The 16,556-nt window shown below is 59.5% G+C and carries 15 protein-coding genes; 1 reads left to right on the forward strand and 14 read right to left on the reverse strand.

From position 1 onward, the window contains the following. Positions 1-6: 6 nt before the first annotated feature. From QZW03_RS06365 to QZW03_RS06430, 14 genes are all read right to left on the reverse strand, one after another. Positions 7-429: a BLUF domain-containing protein gene (locus QZW03_RS06365; RefSeq protein ID WP_296509143.1), complete on the reverse strand. Its 423-nt coding sequence runs from the start codon at positions 427-429 to the stop codon at positions 7-9. Between the two features lie 4 nt (positions 430-433). Further along, a complete protein-coding gene (gene folE, locus QZW03_RS06370) occupies positions 434-1,153 on the reverse strand; it encodes a GTP cyclohydrolase I (protein WP_296509144.1) in 720 nt (239 codons plus the stop codon). Positions 1,154-1,237: 84 nt separating this feature from the next. Next, positions 1,238-2,455, reverse strand: a complete 1,218-nt coding sequence (gene clsB / locus QZW03_RS06375; protein ID WP_296509145.1) for a cardiolipin synthase ClsB — start codon at positions 2,453-2,455, stop codon at positions 1,238-1,240. Beyond that, the gene (locus QZW03_RS06380) at positions 2,449-3,198 is read right to left on the reverse strand and encodes an endonuclease/exonuclease/phosphatase family protein (RefSeq protein WP_296509146.1); all 750 of its coding nucleotides are present in this window, start codon (positions 3,196-3,198) and stop codon (positions 2,449-2,451) included. Before QZW03_RS06380 ends, clsB begins: the two co-directional genes overlap by 7 nt. Beyond that, complete coding sequence (gene nudB, locus QZW03_RS06385) at positions 3,195-3,695, reverse strand: dihydroneopterin triphosphate diphosphatase (RefSeq protein ID WP_296509147.1); 501 nt, start codon at positions 3,693-3,695, stop codon at positions 3,195-3,197. Before nudB ends, QZW03_RS06380 begins: the two co-directional genes overlap by 4 nt. 75 nt (positions 3,696-3,770) lie before the next feature. Next, positions 3,771-5,585 (reverse strand): aspartate--tRNA ligase, encoded by a 1,815-nt coding sequence (aspS, locus tag QZW03_RS06390; protein WP_296509148.1) that lies wholly within the window; start codon positions 5,583-5,585, stop codon positions 3,771-3,773. A 49-nt stretch (positions 5,586-5,634) separates the two neighbouring features. After that, positions 5,635-6,279: a DUF502 domain-containing protein gene (locus tag QZW03_RS06395; RefSeq protein WP_296509303.1), complete on the reverse strand. Its 645-nt coding sequence runs from the start codon at positions 6,277-6,279 to the stop codon at positions 5,635-5,637. 18 nt (positions 6,280-6,297) lie between these two features. Beyond that, positions 6,298-6,603 carry an FmdB family zinc ribbon protein gene (locus QZW03_RS06400; RefSeq protein WP_296509149.1) on the reverse strand — a complete coding sequence of 102 codons (306 nt, stop codon included), beginning with the start codon at positions 6,601-6,603 and terminating at the stop codon, positions 6,298-6,300. 52 nt (positions 6,604-6,655) lie between these two features. Next, the gene (ubiB, locus tag QZW03_RS06405) at positions 6,656-8,221 is read right to left on the reverse strand and encodes a ubiquinone biosynthesis regulatory protein kinase UbiB (protein ID WP_296509150.1); all 1,566 of its coding nucleotides are present in this window, start codon (positions 8,219-8,221) and stop codon (positions 6,656-6,658) included. Continuing rightward, a complete protein-coding gene (locus tag QZW03_RS06410; protein ID WP_296509151.1) occupies positions 8,218-8,766 on the reverse strand; it encodes an SCP2 sterol-binding domain-containing protein in 549 nt (182 codons plus the stop codon). The genes ubiB and QZW03_RS06410 overlap by 4 nt, the downstream gene beginning before the upstream one ends. Positions 8,767-8,800: 34 nt before the next feature. After that, positions 8,801-9,796, reverse strand: coding sequence for a Tim44-like domain-containing protein (locus tag QZW03_RS06415; protein WP_296509152.1), 996 nt, complete (start codon positions 9,794-9,796; stop codon positions 8,801-8,803). A 25-nt stretch (positions 9,797-9,821) separates the two neighbouring features. Beyond that, the gene (gene ubiE, locus QZW03_RS06420) at positions 9,822-10,553 is read right to left on the reverse strand and encodes a bifunctional demethylmenaquinone methyltransferase/2-methoxy-6-polyprenyl-1,4-benzoquinol methylase UbiE (RefSeq protein WP_296509153.1); all 732 of its coding nucleotides are present in this window, start codon (positions 10,551-10,553) and stop codon (positions 9,822-9,824) included. 82 nt (positions 10,554-10,635) lie between these two features. After that, positions 10,636-11,049 (reverse strand): DUF971 domain-containing protein, encoded by a 414-nt coding sequence (locus QZW03_RS06425; protein WP_296509154.1) that lies wholly within the window; start codon positions 11,047-11,049, stop codon positions 10,636-10,638. Positions 11,050-11,059: 10 nt separating this feature from the next. Then, positions 11,060-14,995, reverse strand: a complete 3,936-nt coding sequence (locus tag QZW03_RS06430; protein WP_296509155.1) for an FAD/FMN-binding oxidoreductase — start codon at positions 14,993-14,995, stop codon at positions 11,060-11,062. Between the two features lie 205 nt (positions 14,996-15,200). Between QZW03_RS06430 and ugpB the strand changes: the two genes are divergently transcribed. Beyond that, a complete protein-coding gene (gene ugpB, locus QZW03_RS06435; protein WP_296509304.1) occupies positions 15,201-16,514 on the forward strand; it encodes a sn-glycerol-3-phosphate ABC transporter substrate-binding protein UgpB in 1,314 nt (437 codons plus the stop codon). The last annotated feature ends 42 nt before the right edge of the window (positions 16,515-16,556 follow it).

A 16,556-nucleotide genomic window follows, 5' to 3' on the forward strand; every position in this document is an offset into this window, starting at 1 on the left:
CGTCCGTCAAGCACGCCCGATGATGGAAGCGGTCGCCATGAGTTCTTCCAACAGCGCCAGAGACACCTTCCCGGACACAGAGTAAGGGTCCAACTCAGGGCGCTCTGCGTACTTCAGCAAAATGTTGGTGTTGATTTTGGACATGTTGACCTGGCCCATCGTCCAACCGCCGAAACGACGCTCTGTGATTTCTTCGTAGTGCAACAGCACGACATCTTTGTGCCGAGCGTCTTTTTGAATGTGCCCGTAGAGCTCACTGACGGCCATGCGGCCACCCTCTATGGCTTGCAAAAAGATACCTCCGCCGTAGCACAGAATTCCGGTAATGCCACAGGTCGGGTTATAGTTGCGTGATTGGGAGAGGATGGCCTCAATCGCTTCGGGATTGGAGTCAAGCGCGCGGCTGGCATAAAGCAAACGAACCAACATGGCATTAGCCTTTCTGGGGAATGAGGGATAGGAATTCACGGCGAAGATTAGGGTCTTTCAAGAAAACACCCCGCATCACCGAGTTAATCATCTTGCTGTCCATGTCTTTGACGCCGCGCCAAGCCATGCAATAGTGGCTGGCCTCCATGACAATGGCCAAGCCATCGGGCTGGGTCTTTTCCTGAATCAGATCGGCTAGCTGCACCACCGCCTCTTCCTGAATTTGAGGGCGGCCCATGATCCACTCGGCCAGTCGCGCGTACTTGGAGAGCCCGATCACATTGGTGTGTTCATTGGGCATCACGCCAATCCAGATCTTTCCGATCACCGGGCAAAAGTGGTGGCTGCAAGCACTGCGTACCGTAATGGGGCCTACGATCATCAGCTCGTTCAGGTGGCCAACATTGGGGAACTCTGTGATGGTTGGCGCTGGCACGTAGCGGCCGCGGAACACCTCGTTGAGGTACATCTTGGCAACCCGGCGCGCAGTGTTGTCCGTGTTGTGATCGTTCTCAATGTCAATCACCAGACTATTCAACACACCGCGCATCTGCACTTCAACTTCATCCAACAGTGTCTCCAGCTCACCGGGCTGGATGAACTCGGAAATGTTGTCATTGGCATGGAAGCGCTTGCGTGCCGCCTTCAATCGGTTGCGGATTTGAACGGAAAGCGGTGTTCCTTCCAAGGCGTCTGTAGAGCTCATATCGGATATTAGTTTCATGAAAGTCGGACGATGTTACCAGCGATTGGAATTTAGGGTTTTTGGAAATTAGCCCCGGTAAACACTAACCAAAGCGCTATGAAATTAATAGCGACGGCCGCTTATAAGCAGGATCAGACGCATTGCGCCGTAAGCAATCCGGTCAAACAAGCGCTGGAACCACGGTCTTCGTAGATCTGCCGCCACATCCCACGGACGGGTATGGGCCCGGATGACGCCTTCCAAGGCACCACCCAACCGGGCCGCAAAACCGGCGTCGTGCACCACCACGTTGGCTTCTCTGGCCAGGAGAAGACTGAGCGGGTCGAGATTGGAGGAGCCTACGGTGGCCCACACTCCGTCCATCACCGCCACTTTGGCATGCAAGAACCCGGGCATGTACTCGCAAACCTCGACTCCATGTGCGGCGAGCTGCCCCAACACCGGACGGGACGCGTGGTACTGCATGAAATATTCGTACTGCCCTTGCACTACAACCTGCACATGAACACCCCGACGAACCGCATGAATCAAAGCCCGCCGCAAGCGACCACCGGGCAAAAAGTAGGCATTTGCCAGAACAATATGCTGCCGCGCTTCGCCTATGGCTTTGAGATAGCTTCTCTCAATGCGAGTCCGGTTCCGGACGTTATCGCGCAGCAAAAGCGCCGCCAACACGCCCTCCTCTAATTCAGATGCAAGGGTTCCCGCCTCTTTACGCGACGGCAACCAGCGCAGAGCCCCCCAGTTTTTACGCACAGCAGCCCACTGCAAGGTTTCCAGCTGGCGCGTCGCCTGCAAACGGGCCCAAAACTGAGCGAGTACTTCATGGCATTGACTCACCAGCGGCCCCGTCACCACCACGGCATAGTCCAGGCGGGCCACGGCAAGGGCTCCGAAGTGCGGGTCTATCCAGTCGTCCAGAATATTGATGCCACCACAAAATGCCCGGCTACCGTCCACTACGCAAAGCTTGCGGTGAAGACGACGCCAGCGCCCCGGGATAAGCAGCCCCGCGTAGCCGAATGGCGCATAACGGTGCCACTGCACACCACTGTGGTTCCAGCGCGAAATCCATTCAGCAGGCACTTCGGGGGTGCCCACCCCGTCCATAACCACAAAGACCGCAACATCACGCAGAGCAGCGCGGGCCAGCGCTTCGGCGATAGCCGCGCCTTGGCCACGAAAATCAAAAATGTAGGTTTCCAGCCGGATTTCATGACGGGCGGAGTCCATCGCACCCAGTAACGCGGGGAAAAACTCTGCACCACCGCTCAACAGCTGCACGGTGTGTCCCGGTGCGACCTCAGTGGGCTTCAGCATGCTTGAGCCTCGGGCGGCAAATTCCAGTCAGTGAACAAAGGCAAATGGTCTGACATGCGCGCCCACAAACGGCCGCGCGGTACCTGCGAAGCAAGGGGGACCAAGCCACGTCCGAGCACATGATCGAGTTGCACAAGAGGCAGCCGCGAAGGGAAGGTCGCGCACCTTTGCGCGGCTGGGGCTACCAGCGCTGGCCCCACCAACTGGCGGGCCACCCACGGCCCAAGGTCATTGAAGTCACCCGCAACCAACAAGGGGGACAAGGGAGGAATTTCGCGGGCAACATAGCGCGCCAGTTGTTTCAGCTGACGCTCCCTGCTGGCTCGGATCAGACCCAGATGGACGACCAACACATGCACACTCCGACCATGCACATCCAGCTCCACATGCAACAGGCCCCGTTGCTCCAATCGATGGTCTGACATGTCTTCATGGCCGTGCATGAGCACTGGCCAACGACTCAGCAGTGCGTTGCCGTGTTCGCCATGACGAGTCACCGCATTGGTGCGGTACACCGCGTGATAGCCCTCCGGTGCCAGGAAATCGGCCTGCGGAGAGTCCGGCCAATGCGGAAAATGCCGGGACTCAACGTGATGCATTTTCCGGACCTCTTGCAAGCAGATCACGTCTGCCTCCATATCAGCTATCGCCTGGCTGAGGTTGTGAATTTCCAAGCGGCGCAACGGACCCAAGCCTTGCACCCCTTTGTGGATGTTGTAGGTGACCACGCGCAAGGGAGTCATGCGTCCACCCCGCTGGCGTTCACCCTGCCTCGGTGCATAAGCTGCAGGATTGCCTCTGCATTGGAGGGGGAAAAACAAAGGTCTGCCGCCTCCGCCATGGGCAACCAGCACCAATCCGTGTGCTCGGCGGGGCTCAGCCGGACCTCCATCCTGCCGGGAACGCTGAGTCCAAACACCCGCTCGACGTTGTGGGTCACACCTGCAGCGTAGCGGTGCAACCAACGCGGATAGATGGCATAGATATTCTCAAGGCCCCAATCGTCCAGGCCCTGAGCGCACATGCCGCCCGGGCGGCAATCAATACCTGTTTCTTCCCACACTTCGCGGGCGGCCGTCACGGCCCACGGTTCACCCTCAGTATCTTTGGCGCCTGTCACGGATTGCCAGAATGCGGGCGCTGCAGCATCTGCCTCGACGCGGCGTATCAGCAGCACCTCGTGGTCGGGGGTGTAAATGACCACCAACACGGACTGGGGAATTTTGTATTGCAAGGTCATGGGCCCCGTCATGAAAAAGGGCGCTCTGAGAGCGCCCTTTCATTGTGCATGACCCACTAAGGGGTACGCGAGGTATCAGGCCGATTTCGCCAGATCCACATTGCGCAGGCGAATGTGCAATTCGCGCAGCTGCTTTTCGTCCACAGGGCTCGGGGCCTGGGTCAACAAGCACTGGGCACGTTGGGTCTTGGGGAATGCAATCACATCACGAATCGACTCAGCGCCGGTCATCAGGGTCACAATACGGTCCAAGCCGAAGGCCAGACCACCGTGGGGTGGTGCGCCGTACTGCAACGCATCCAGCAGGAAGCCGAATTTCAACTGCGCCTCTTCCGGTGTGATCTTCAAGGCATCGAACACCTTTTGCTGCACGTCAGCACGGTGAATACGGACGGAGCCGCCACCCATTTCCCAACCGTTCAAGACCATGTCATAGCCCTGGGAAATGCACTTCTCAGGTGCGGAGACCATCCAGTCCTCATGACCGGCCTTGGGCGCAGTGAAGGGGTGGTGCACGGCGGTGTAACGCTCATTTTCTTCATCGAACTCGAACATCGGGAAGTCGACCACCCACATCGGGCGCCAGCCAGCTGTGAACAAGCCGTTCTTCTTACCGAACTCGCTGTGACCGACTTTCAGGCGCAAAGCACCGATGGCGTCGTTCACGATCTTTTCTTTGTCTGCCCCGAAGAAAATCAGGTCACCGTTTTGGGCGCCGGTGCGCTCCAGGACGGCCGCCAATGCTGCATCGTGAATGTTCTTCACGATCGGGCTTTGCAAGCCGTCACGCCCCTTGGACAAGTCGTTGACACGGATATACGCCAAGCCTTTTGCGCCGTAGATCTTGACGAACTCGGTGTACGCGTCGATTTCGCCACGGCTGATGCCGCCACCTTCGACCGAACCGCCGGGGATACGCAGCGCCACTACGCGGCCACCCTTCATAGCGGCGGCGCCGGAGAACACCTTGAAGTCCACGTCCTTCATCACGTCGGTGAGTTCTGCGAACTCGAGGTTCACGCGCAAATCCGGCTTGTCGGAACCGTACAGGCGGGCTGCGTCCTGGTAGGTCATGACGGGGAACTCTCCGAGGTCCACACCGATGGTGTTCTTGAACACGGTGGTGATCATGCCCTGGAACATGTCACGGATGTCTTCTTCGCTCAGGAACGAAGTTTCGATATCGATCTGGGTGAACTCAGGCTGGCGGTCAGCGCGCAAGTCTTCGTCGCGGAAGCACTTGGTGATCTGGTAGTAACGGTCGAAACCGGCCACCATCAGCAGCTGCTTGAACAGCTGGGGCGACTGGGGCAGCGCGAAGAACTGGCCATCGTGCACACGGCTGGGCACCAGATAGTCGCGCGCGCCTTCGGGCGTGCTCTTGGTCAGCATCGGAGTTTCGATATCGACAAAACCGTTGGCGTCCAGGAACTTGCGCACTTCCATGGCCACGCGGTAGCGCAGCATGAGGTTGTTTTGCATGTAAGGTCGACGCAGATCCAACACGCGGTGGGTCAGACGGGTCGTCTCAGACAGGTTGTCTTCATCAATCTGAAACGGAGGGGTCACCGAGGCGTTCAAGACCGTCAGTTCATGGCACAGCACTTCAATCTTGCCGCTCTTGAGGCCGTCGTTGGTGGTGCCTTCAGGGCGGGCGCGCACCAGGCCTTTGATTTGCACGCAATACTCGTTGCGGATTTCTTCTGCCACTTTGAACATGTCGGCGCGGTCAGGGTCGCACACCACCTGCACATAACCTTCGCGGTCACGCACATCGACAAAAATCACGCCGCCATGGTCGCGGCGACGGTTCACCCAGCCGCACAAGGTAACAGTTTGGCCCAGCAGGGCTTCGGTCACAAGACCGCAATAGTGAGTACGCATAGCCATAGAGTGCTTTCAATTCGCCGCAAGACCTGCGACGGGTTAGTAATAGGGGTTATTGCGTTTCGCTACCCGACTTTGCGGGGAGTGAACCGGGGGCTACAGAGCCCATGGAAATCACGTAGGTCAGTGCCTCGTCCACGCTCATTTCCAGCTCGATCACATCTTTGCGCGGCAGCATCAAAAAGAAGCCGCTGGTCGGGTTTGGAGTTGTCGGCACATAAACGCTGACGAAGTCCGAGCCGAGGTGCGTGGCCACTTCGCCGCCGGGATTTCCGGTCTGGAACCCAATTGTCCAGCTGCCCGCGCGGGGGTACTGAATCAGCAAAGCCGTCCGGAACGCATTTCCATTGCTGGAGAACAAGGTGTCCGAAACCTTTTTGACGCTGTTGTAAATGGACTTGACGATCGGGATGTTGGTAAACAGCTTGTCCCACTGCTTGACCCACCAACGTCCGGCCACGTTGGACACCAAAGCGCCGGTTATCAGCAAGGCTGCAAACACCAGCACTACTCCCAGGCCGGGAATACTGTGCAAGCGCTCAATGGTCGGGGCCGAGCTGATGGGAGTAACCGCCGAGACTCCGCTCAGGAAACCGGCAAACACCGCATCCAGCAAGCCCACCAACCACAGCAAAACCCAGATGGTGATCGCCAGCGGCAACCACACCATCAAACCGGTCAGCAAGTATTTTTTAATGGGCACAGATGCTCCGGGTCAGGTGGGGGTCGACGGCGTCGGCGTGGCAACAGGCGCTGCCGCAGGTGCCTCAGTTTTCGCGTCCAACTTCGCGCTGGTGCTTTCCGTGGCTGCAGGTGCGACACCTGTTGCCGGTGCGCTGCCACCCTTGAAGTCGGTTACGTACCAGCCGGAACCCTTGAGTTGGAAACCGGCGGCGGTAAGCTGCTTTTTGAAGGCAGGCGCTTGGCACTGGGGGCAATCCTGCAGCGGTGCATCAGAAATTTTCTGCAATACATCCTTGGCAAACCCGCAGGACTCGCATTTATAGGCGTAAATGGGCATGGAAGTAGGTTTCAGACCTGAAGTTGCAAAACTCTCAATTATAAGTGTGCCGTCAGAACCAGCGGATTCTCGCCCACAGCTGCAGGACCACCAGCCCCACCGCAAAGCCGATCACCACAGACACCAGGGTTTGGAGCAAACGGTTGGTCCGCTTTTGCTCGACCAAGAGCTCGCGAATCAGTACGTCGTTGCTGCCCCCCGGACGTTGCAGGTACTGGTGAAGCAGGCCGGGCAGTTCGGGTAACAGCTTGGCGTAGCGGGGTGCCTGGGCCTTGAGCTCATGGACCAGCCTCTGCGGCCCCACCTGCTTGAGCATCCATTGCTCAAGAAACGGCTTGGCGGTAGCCCAGAGGTCCAACTCGGGGTCGAGGTCACGCCCTAGGCCTTCGATATTGAGCAGGGTTTTTTGCAATAGCACCAACTGTGGCTGAATTTCGACCTGAAAGCGCCGTGAGGTTTGAAACAAACGCATTAGAACCATGCCAAGGGAAATTTCTTTCAGCGGCCGGTCAAAGTAGGGCTCACAGACAGCGCGCACAGCCGCCTCCAGCTCATCGACCCGCGTGGCAGCTGGCACCCACCCGGACTCTATGTGCAACTCGGCGACACGCTTGTAGTCGCGGCGGAAGAAGGCCACAAAGTTCTGGGCGAGATACTCTTTGTCGACTTCGGTCAGGGTACCGACGATTCCGAAATCCAGCGAAATGTAGCGACCAAACGTTTCCGGCGCGACACTTACCTGGATATTGCCGGGGTGCATGTCCGCATGAAAGAAGCCGTCGCGGAAGACTTGGGTAAAGAACAAGGTAACCCCGTCCCGGGCCAGCTTGGGAATGTCCACACCGGCCGCACGCAAGGTGTCGACTTGGCTGATGGGCACGCCATGCATGCGCTCCATCACCAACACCTCGGTGGTGCAAAGGTCCCAGTGCATTTCCGGAATCAACACCAGGTCCAAGCCTTCCATGTTGCGGCGCAGCTGCGCTGCACTGGAGGCTTCACGGACCAGGTCCAGCTCGTCATGCAAATACTTGTCAAATTCCGCCACCACTTCGCGCGGCTTCAGGCGCTTGCCGTCGGCGGACAGGCCCTCCACCCAGCCAGCCATCAGGCGCATCAGGGCCAAGTCTTTGTCGATGACCCGCAACATGTCAGGGCGCAAGACTTTCACCGCCACTTCGCGCTCACGCCCCTGCCGGTCCCGCAGCACTGCAAAGTGCACCTGGGCAATCGATGCACTGGCCACAGGAGTCCGCTCAAAGGACACAAACAACTCAGATACCGGCTTGCCCAGCGCCCGCTCAATGGTGGACACCGCCACCGCCGAGTCAAACGGCGGCACCCGGTCTTGCAACTTGGCCAACTCGTTGGCGATATCCAAGGGCAACAAGTCACGGCGGGTGGAGAGAACCTGACCGAACTTCACAAAAATCGGCCCCAATCGCTCCAGCGCCTCCCGCAAACGTTGCCCGCGCGGCTCGTCTAACGAGCGCCCCACCGAGACAATGCGGGCCAGCAAGCGCAGCCATGGCTTCTGGAAACTGGTGAGCACCAGCTCGTCCAGCCCGTAACGCAGGACAACCCAGACGATGAAAAAACCGCGGCCGAGGCGACTCATGCCGTCGTGCCCGCAGAACCCGCTGGCGCGCGTTGGGCCACGAACTGCTGCAAGGCCTGACCGGCAGTGCGGCAGGCTTGCATGAACATGTGGGCAGGCGCATCACCCATGATTTTGGAGAGGTCTTCCTCTACATCCCAGCGCACATGGTCCGCCAGCCAGTTAACTTCGGCGGCTAATTGCACATCACCTTCAATACGCACCGTGGGTTTGCCACCCTGCATGACCGCCTGCGCAATCGCAAAAGGTGAATCTTCGGTGATGGTGAGGGAGAGGTCTGGCTTGCTCTCGGCATCCGCCAGATCGAGTAAACCGGCGGCGGTAGCCTGCACGCGGAACGTGAACTCGCGCCATTGCACATGAATGACACGGCCCTTTTGCCGCGCCAGGCGCTCGGTCGCCTGGGGTTCCTGCTGCAGCACATGATTGAGCAGAAGGACTACGCGCCGGTGGCCCTCCTCGATCGCCCAAGCCGGCGGTGTGAGTGGAATGGAGAAGTTCTGGAAGAGGCCTTCCAGCATAGAAAAAGGGGACTGTGTTGCCATAGTCCCCCATTATCTGCCCGAAAAATGACCGGCTTTACTGCAGGGCCTGAACCCCCGCGACCAACCAGCCGCTGCTGCCATTTTTGGCCTTGGTCATGTTCCAGACTTCGCGGAAGGGGCTCGGCCCGGCCGACAGCTCTTCGCGGATCATTCCGGAGAATTCCACGCTGGCCATGTACTCATCGGGCAGCTCTTCAATGCCCAGCAGGCGGGCTTCTATCATGACCACATCGGTATGGTTGGAACCGGCTCCGGTGTGCGTTTCCCGCTCCGCCAGCTGGGACTGAATTTCCCGGGTCATGTCATCGGTCATCATGGCGCGCAGGGCCGCCACATCCGAGCGGTCCCATGCTGCTTGCAGGGTGATGAAATTCGCTTTGGCGGATTTCAAGAAACCTTCGGTATCGAAGCCTGCAGGCACTCCCCACGACTGGGATCCGAGCAAGGCCGAGCCGATCATGGATCCGCCCTGCGCAGGTGCTGCAGGCGCCTCAAACCCCATGGTGTTTCGCTCCCACGGGCGGGCTGATGCGTCGTTGCCCACGTTTTCAGCGCGGTATTGCTTCACATCCTGCACAGGTGCAGGGCCAGCGCCAGCACCGGCCCCCTGAAATGCAAACGGAGACGCGCCTTGGACGGCCGGTTTGCGGCTGCGCATGAACCAGCCCACCAGCATCATCACGCCCAGCGCCAACAGGCCAAACATCAGCATGTTGCCGAACGCTTCGCCCATTCCAAGAGAATTGGCGAGCCACGCCAGCCCCAGACCTGCGGCCAGCCCGCCCAGCATAGCGCCCCATGGACGCTTAGGTGCTTGGGCCGCGGCGGGAGCAGCTGCAGGAGCGGGTTTGGCCGCGGTGTTGTTGGCGCTTTGCGCCGGAGCGGCCGGCGCAGGGCTCGCGGAGTCACGCTGCGTGACGTTGCTCGACTGCTTGCCGAAGGATTTCCCACCGCCCAGGCGTTTGGCGGCTTCAGCGTTAAAACCCGAAAGGGATAGCGCGAGTGTCAGTGCCAATGCCCACAATTTCATAGTTGTCTCCTGCGTATTAGGTGCTTCAGCATTTGATTCCAACATGCAAAGCAGCAATGCCGCCAGTCAAATTGTGATAGTCCACATGACCAAAGCCCACTTTATGCATCAGGGTCTTTAGCTCTTTCTGGCCCGGGTGCATCCGGATGGACTCAGCCAAATAGCGGTAACTCGCGTCATCACCGGCGATCATCTTGCCCAAACGGGGTAGCACCTTGAAGGAGTACCAGTCGTACACCTTCTCCAGCGGCGGGGCCACCTTGGAAAACTCCAACACCAGCAGCTTGCCGCCGGGTTTCAACACCCGTTGCATTTCTGCCAACGCCACATCTTTGTGGGTCATGTTGCGCAGGCCGAAGGCAACGCTGACCACGTTGAAGTGCTTGTCGGGGAAAGGCAATTTTTCTGCATCGCACACCAGAGTGGGCAACACGATGCCGGCGTCCAGCAAACGATTGCGCCCGGTGGACAGCATGGCTTCATTGATGTCGGTGTGCACCACCTGACCCGATTTACCCACCTTTTTGGAGAAGGCCATAGCCAAATCGCCCGTGCCGCCGGCGATATCCAGCGCCTTGTCGCCCTCTTTCAGGTTCGCCACCAACACGGTGTACGCCTTCCAGGCACGGTGCAGGCCGGCCGACATCAGGTCGTTCATGATGTCGTATTTGGGAGCCACGGAGTCGAACACACCCCGCACGTGGCGGGCTTTTTCAGACTCGTCGACCGATGTGAAGCCGAAATGGGTAGTACTCATAATTTATCAATCAAAACAGGCTCTAGCCCTCGTGGAATATGCGCTAGTAGCTCCTGAAACAATAGCAATCAAAGCCTGGAGGTCAGTGGCTTGCACACCCGTGGCCGCCTTTGGGCACCATGGCGGCATCCCGCTGGAGTCCGGCGGCTTGCAACTTCTGCTCGTAATCCTGCCACAGGCGCTCTTGCTGCGAGCCCAAAAAGTACAGGTAATCCCAGGTGTAGATACCGGTGTCGTGCCCATCCGAAAAACGGGGTTGAACGGCATAGTTGCCCACCTGCTCCAGCGCCTCCAGCGTGACCTCGCGCTTGCCGGTTTGCAAGGTCTCCTGACCCGGCCCGTGGCCCTGCACTTCAGCAGATGGGGACAGTACCCGCATCAGCTCAAACGGAATGCGGAACCGCGCCCCGTCGGAAAAAGCTACTTCCAGAGCGCGGCTCTGTCCGTGGACCGTGATGTCCGTGGGTACCGGGGTGTTCGCCTGCAGGCCTGCCATGGTCGGCTCCTTACACCAGTACGCGCTCAATGCCACCGGCATTGGCGGTTTGCACATAGTCGGGCAACCAGTCCTTACCCAGAATCTGGTTGGCCATCTCGACCACGATGTAGTCGGCCTCCAGCAAGCCGTTGTTCAGGTCGTTGCCGTAGCGGCTCAAGCCCTGCAAGCAGCTCGGGCAGCTGGTCAAAATTTTCACGTTGGCATCCGGTGCCACGGCGCCGCTCTCGCGCAACTTGGCCTCGCCCTTCTTCAGCTCTTCTTCCTTGCGGAAGCGAATCTGGGTCGAAATATCGGGACGGGTCACGCCCAGCGTGCCCGACTCGCCGCAGCAGCGGTCGTTTTTCAGCACCGCGTCACCCACCAGCGCCTTGACCGTTTTCATCGGGTCCTGCAGCTTCATCGGGCTGTGGCAGGGGTCGTGGTACAGGTAGCCTGTGCCCGCGCCACCGTCCTGGGCCAGGGTGATGCCCTTTTCCAGCAGGTATTCGTGGATGTCGATGATGCGGCTGCCGGGGAAAATCTTGTCGAACTCGTAGCCCTGCAGCTGGTCGTAACAGGTACCGCAGCTCACCACCACGGTCTTGATGTCCAGGTAGTTCAGGGTGTTGGCCACACGGTGGAAGAGCACCCGGTTGTCGGTAATCATCTTCTCGGCCTTGTCGGCCTGCCCGCTGCCGCGTTGCGGGTATCCGCAGCACAGGTAGCCGGGCGGCAGCACGGTTTGCACCCCTGCGTGCCAGAGCATGGCTTGGGTCGCCAGGCCCACCTGGCTGAACAGGCGCTCCGAGCCGCAGCCGGGGAAGTAAAACACCGCCTCGGTTTCCGCCGTGGTGGCGCGCGGGTTGCGGATGATGGGCACGTAGTCCGCATCTTCAATGTCCAGCAGAGCGCGCGCCGTTTTCTTCGGCAAACCACCGGGCATCTTTTTGTTGATGAAGTGAATCACCTGCTCTTTGATGGGCGCTGTGCCCACCGTGGCCGGTGGCTTGGCCGTTTGCTTTTTGGCAGCCAGACGCAGCACTTGGTTGGCCAGGCGCTGGGCCTTGAAGCCCACACCCACCATGGCCGTGCGCATCAGCTTGATGGTCTCGGGGTTCGTCGCGTTCAGGAAGAACATGGCCGCCGCATTGCCGGGGCGGAAGCTCTTCTGGCCCATCTTGCGCAGCAGGTTGCGCATGTTCATGGTCACGTCGCCGAAGTCGATCTTCACCGGGCAGGGCGACTCGCACTTGTGGCAGACCGTGCAGTGGTCGGCCACGTCTTCAAACTCCTCCCAGTGCTTGACGCTGATGCCCCGGCGGGTCTGCTCTTCGTACAGGAAGGCTTCGACCAGCAGTGAGGTCGCCAGAATCTTGTTGCGTGGGCTGTAGAGCAGGTTGGCGCGCGGCACGTGGGTGGCGCACACTGGCTTGCACTTGCCGCAACGCAAGCAGTCTTTCACGCTGTCGGCAATGGCCCCGATATCGCTCTGCTGCATGATCAGGGACTCGTGCCCCATGAGGCCGAACGACGGGGTGTAGGCGTTGGTCAGGTCGGCATAGATGGCGGAGCCGTCCGCAGTCAAATGCGGCGCGAACCCGCTACCAGGCTGCGCAGGCAGCTCCTGATTCCGTAGCAACTTGCCCTTATTGAAGCGGCCTTCGGGGTCCACCTTGGCCTTGTAGGCAATGAACGGAGCCAGCTCCGCCTCGCTCAAAAACTCCAGCTTGGTGATGCCGATGCCGTGCTCACCCGAGATCACGCCGTCCAGACTGCGGGCCAGCGCCATGATGCGCTTGACCGCACCGTGGGCGGCTTGCAGCATGTCGTAGTCGTCGCTGTTGACGGGAATATTGGTGTGCACATTTCCGTCACCGGCGTGCATGTGCAAAGCGACCCAGACGCGGCCTTTAAGCACGCGCTTGTGGATGGCGGTGCACTCGGCCAGAATGGTGTCGAAGGCTGCCCCGGTGAAGATGCCTTGCAGCGGCGTGCGGATTTGGGTTTTCCAGCTGGCGCGCAGGGTGTGGTCTTGCAACTGGGGGAACAGAGTCTCCACCCCGTCCAGCCAGCCCTGCCATTCGGCACGGACTGTTGCCACCAGCTCCAGGGCCTGGGCCACACGGTCTTCCAGCAACTCGGCGCTCGGAATGTCGTTGGCATCGTCGCTCTTGCCCAAGGGCAGGTCGCTGCGCTCAAAGAAGGCGGTCAGCGCATCGCACAGGGCCAGCTTGTTGTGCAGGCTCAGCTCAATGTTGATGCGCTCAATGCCGTCGGTGTACTCCGCCATGCGGGGCAGCGGAATCACCACGTCTTCGTTAATCTTGAAGGCGTTGGTGTGCTTGCTGATGGCGGCGGTGCGCTTGCGGTCCAGCCAGAACTTTTTGCGCGCCTCGGGGCTGATGGCCACAAAGCCTTCGCCACTGCGGCCATTGGCCAAGCGCACCACTTCGCTGGTGACGCGAGCCACATCGTCGGGGTTGTCGCCGGCAATGTCGCCAAACAACACCATCTTGGGGAAGCCGCCGCGCTTGCTCTTGGTGGCGTAGCCCACGGCTTTGAGGTAGCGGTCGTCCAAGTGCTCCAGGCCCGCCAGCAACACGCCACTGCGCTTTTGCTCGGCAAACATGAAGTCCTTGATGTCCACAATACTCGGCACCGCGTCTTTGGCATTGCCAAAAAACTCCAGGCACACCGTGCGGGTGTGGGCCGGCATCTTGTGCACCACCCAGCGTGCGCTGGTAATCAAGCCATCGGTGCCTTCTTTTTGAATACCGGGCAGGCCGCTCAAAAACTTGTCGGTCACGTCTTTGCCCAGACCTTCTTTGCGGAAGGTGGCGCCGGGAATGTCCAGCCGCTCGGTGCGCAAGGGCGTTTTGCCGTCGGCCTTGAAATACTGCAGCTCAAAGCTCGCCGCTTCCGCATCATGGATCTTGCCCATGTTGTGGTTGATGCGGGTCACCTCCAGCCACTCGGCCTGCGGCGTCACCATGCGCCAGCTGGCCAGGTTGTCCAGAGCCGTGCCCCAGAGCACCGCTTTTTTGCCGCCCGCGTTCATGGCAATGTTGCCGCCGATACACGAGGCCTCGGCAGAGGTCGGGTCCACGGCAAACACATAACCGCCGCGCTCGGCCGCATCGGCCACGCGCTGGGTGACCACACCGGCTTCGCTCCAGATGGTACCCACATCCCGGTCCAGGCCGGGCAGGCGCTTCATCTCCAGCTCGGTCATGGCTTCGAGCTTTTCGGTGTTGATGACCACGCTCTTCCAAGTCAGCGGAATCGCGCCGCCGGTGTAGCCGGTGCCGCCCCCACGGGGAATGATGGTCAGCCCGAGCTCGATACAGCCTTTCACCAAACCGGCCATTTCTTCTTCTGAATCCGGGCACAGCACGACAAAGGGGTACTCCACGCGCCAGTCGGTCGCGTCGGTCACATGGCTCACGCGAGAGAGGCCGTCGAACTTGACGTTGTCTTTGGCGGTGAGCTTGTAGAGCAGCTTCTGGGTCTTTTTGCGCAGCGCCCCGACCTCCACAAACGCCGCATCAAAGGCTTTGACGGCAGCACGGGCCGCCACCAGCAGCTGGCCCACCATCGCATCGCGCTCGGGATCGGCTTGGGGCGTGCGCCGCTTCTCGACCTCGCTCAGGCGGTGGTTCAAGGCATCGACCAACTGACCGCGGCGCTTGGGGTTGTCCAGCAAGTCGTCTTGCAGGTAGGGGTTGCGCTGCACCACCCAGACATCGCCCAGCACCTCGTACAACATGCGGGCGGAGCGGCCGGTCTGGCGCTCACCACGCAACTGGTTCAACAACTCCCAGCTCTGAGAGCCCAACAAGCGGATCACGATTTCCCGGTCGGAGAAAGACGTGTAGTTGTAAGGAATTTCGCGAATGCGCTCTTGCGCGTGCGCGCCCTGCTGGGCAGCGCTAAGGAGGTGATTGAGCGAAGTGGGAGCGTTCATCAGGGTGTGTAGTTGCTGCCAAAGGCCCCAAAAAGGCCTTTTTTGGTAGGTCTGCGATGGTACCGCACCGCCTATTCACGGACTTTTCTAATGGAAACCCCTGACCGAACGGTCAGAAACCTCAGTGTGTAATGGACGTGACACAAATTTGACATGCGGCAACCCTACATTCGCCGCATTCGCACATCAGGAGAGTTTTATGTCTATCACCCGCAGAGCCCTTTCGATCGCGGCGGTTACCGCAGCCGCCTTTTCCATCTCCACGCAGGCGCAGGCCCAAATGGATATCCAGTGGTGGCACTCCATGACCGCTGTCAACGGCGAATGGGTCAATGACCTCGCCAAAGAATTCAACGCCAGCCAAAAGGAATACCGCATTCTGCCGACCTTCAAAGGCACTTACGACGAGTCCATGACTGCCGCTGTGGCCGCCTTCCGGGCCGGTAACGCGCCCCACATCCTGCAAGTTTTTGAAGTGGGCACTGCCACCATGATGGCGAGCAAAAACGCTATCGTTCCGGTCGGTAAAGTCATGACCGACGCGGGTTACAAATTCGACCCCAAGGCCTATGTGCCCGCTGTGGCCGGCTACTACACCGCACCCAACGGCCAAATGTTGAGCTTCCCGTTCAACAGCTCCACGACCGTGTTTTATTACAACAAGGACGCGTTCAAAGCCGCCGGCCTGGACACCGAAAAAGCCCCATCCACTTGGGCCGAGGTGGCGCTGGCAGGTGCCAAACTCAAGGCCAGCGGCCACAAATGCCCGATTTCCATTGCTTGGCAGGGTTGGACCCAGCTGGAAAGCTTCTCCGCCTGGCACAACGTGGAGTTCGCCAGCAAGCAAAACGGCTTGGCCGGCATGGATGCGCGCCTGAAGATCAACTCGCCTTTGCATGTGCGCCACATTGAGAACTTGGCCAACATGGCTAAACAGGGTATTTTTGTCTACAAGGGCCGCGGTAACGTTCCGGAAGCGAGCTTTGTATCCGGCGAGTGCGCCATGATGACCACCTCCAGCGGCTTCTACGGCAACGTCAAGAAAAACGCCAAGTTCAACTTCGGCTTAGCACCCCTGCCCCACTACCAGGACGTGCCCGGCGCGCCGCAAAACACCGTGATCGGCGGAGCCAGCCTCTGGGTCATGTCGGGGAAAAAAGCGGAAGAGTACAAAGGCATCGCCAAGTTCTTTGACTTTTTGTCCAAGCCCGAAGTCCAGTCGGCCAGCCACAAACGCACTGGCTACCTGCCCATTACCACCGCGGCGTTTCAGCTGACCGAAAAATCGGGCTTCTACAAAGAAAACCCCGGCACGGATGTGGCGGTGAACCAGATGATCCGCAAGGTCACCGACAAATCCCGAGGTATCCGTTTGGGCAACTATGTCCAGATCCGCGCGATTGAAGACGAAGAACTCGAACAAGTCTGGGCTGGCAAAAAAACTGCCAAAGAGGCACTGGACTCCGTGGTAGCCCGCGGCGATGAGTTGCTTGCACGCTTCGAAAAAGCCAACAAGTAAACTCCCCCCCCCTCTCTTCAAGTGGCGGCTTGTGCCGCCACT

Origin of the sequence: Rhodoferax sp., from assembly GCF_013297935.1 — a bacterium.
Lineage (GTDB): Bacteria > Pseudomonadota > Gammaproteobacteria > Burkholderiales > Burkholderiaceae_C > Allorhodoferax.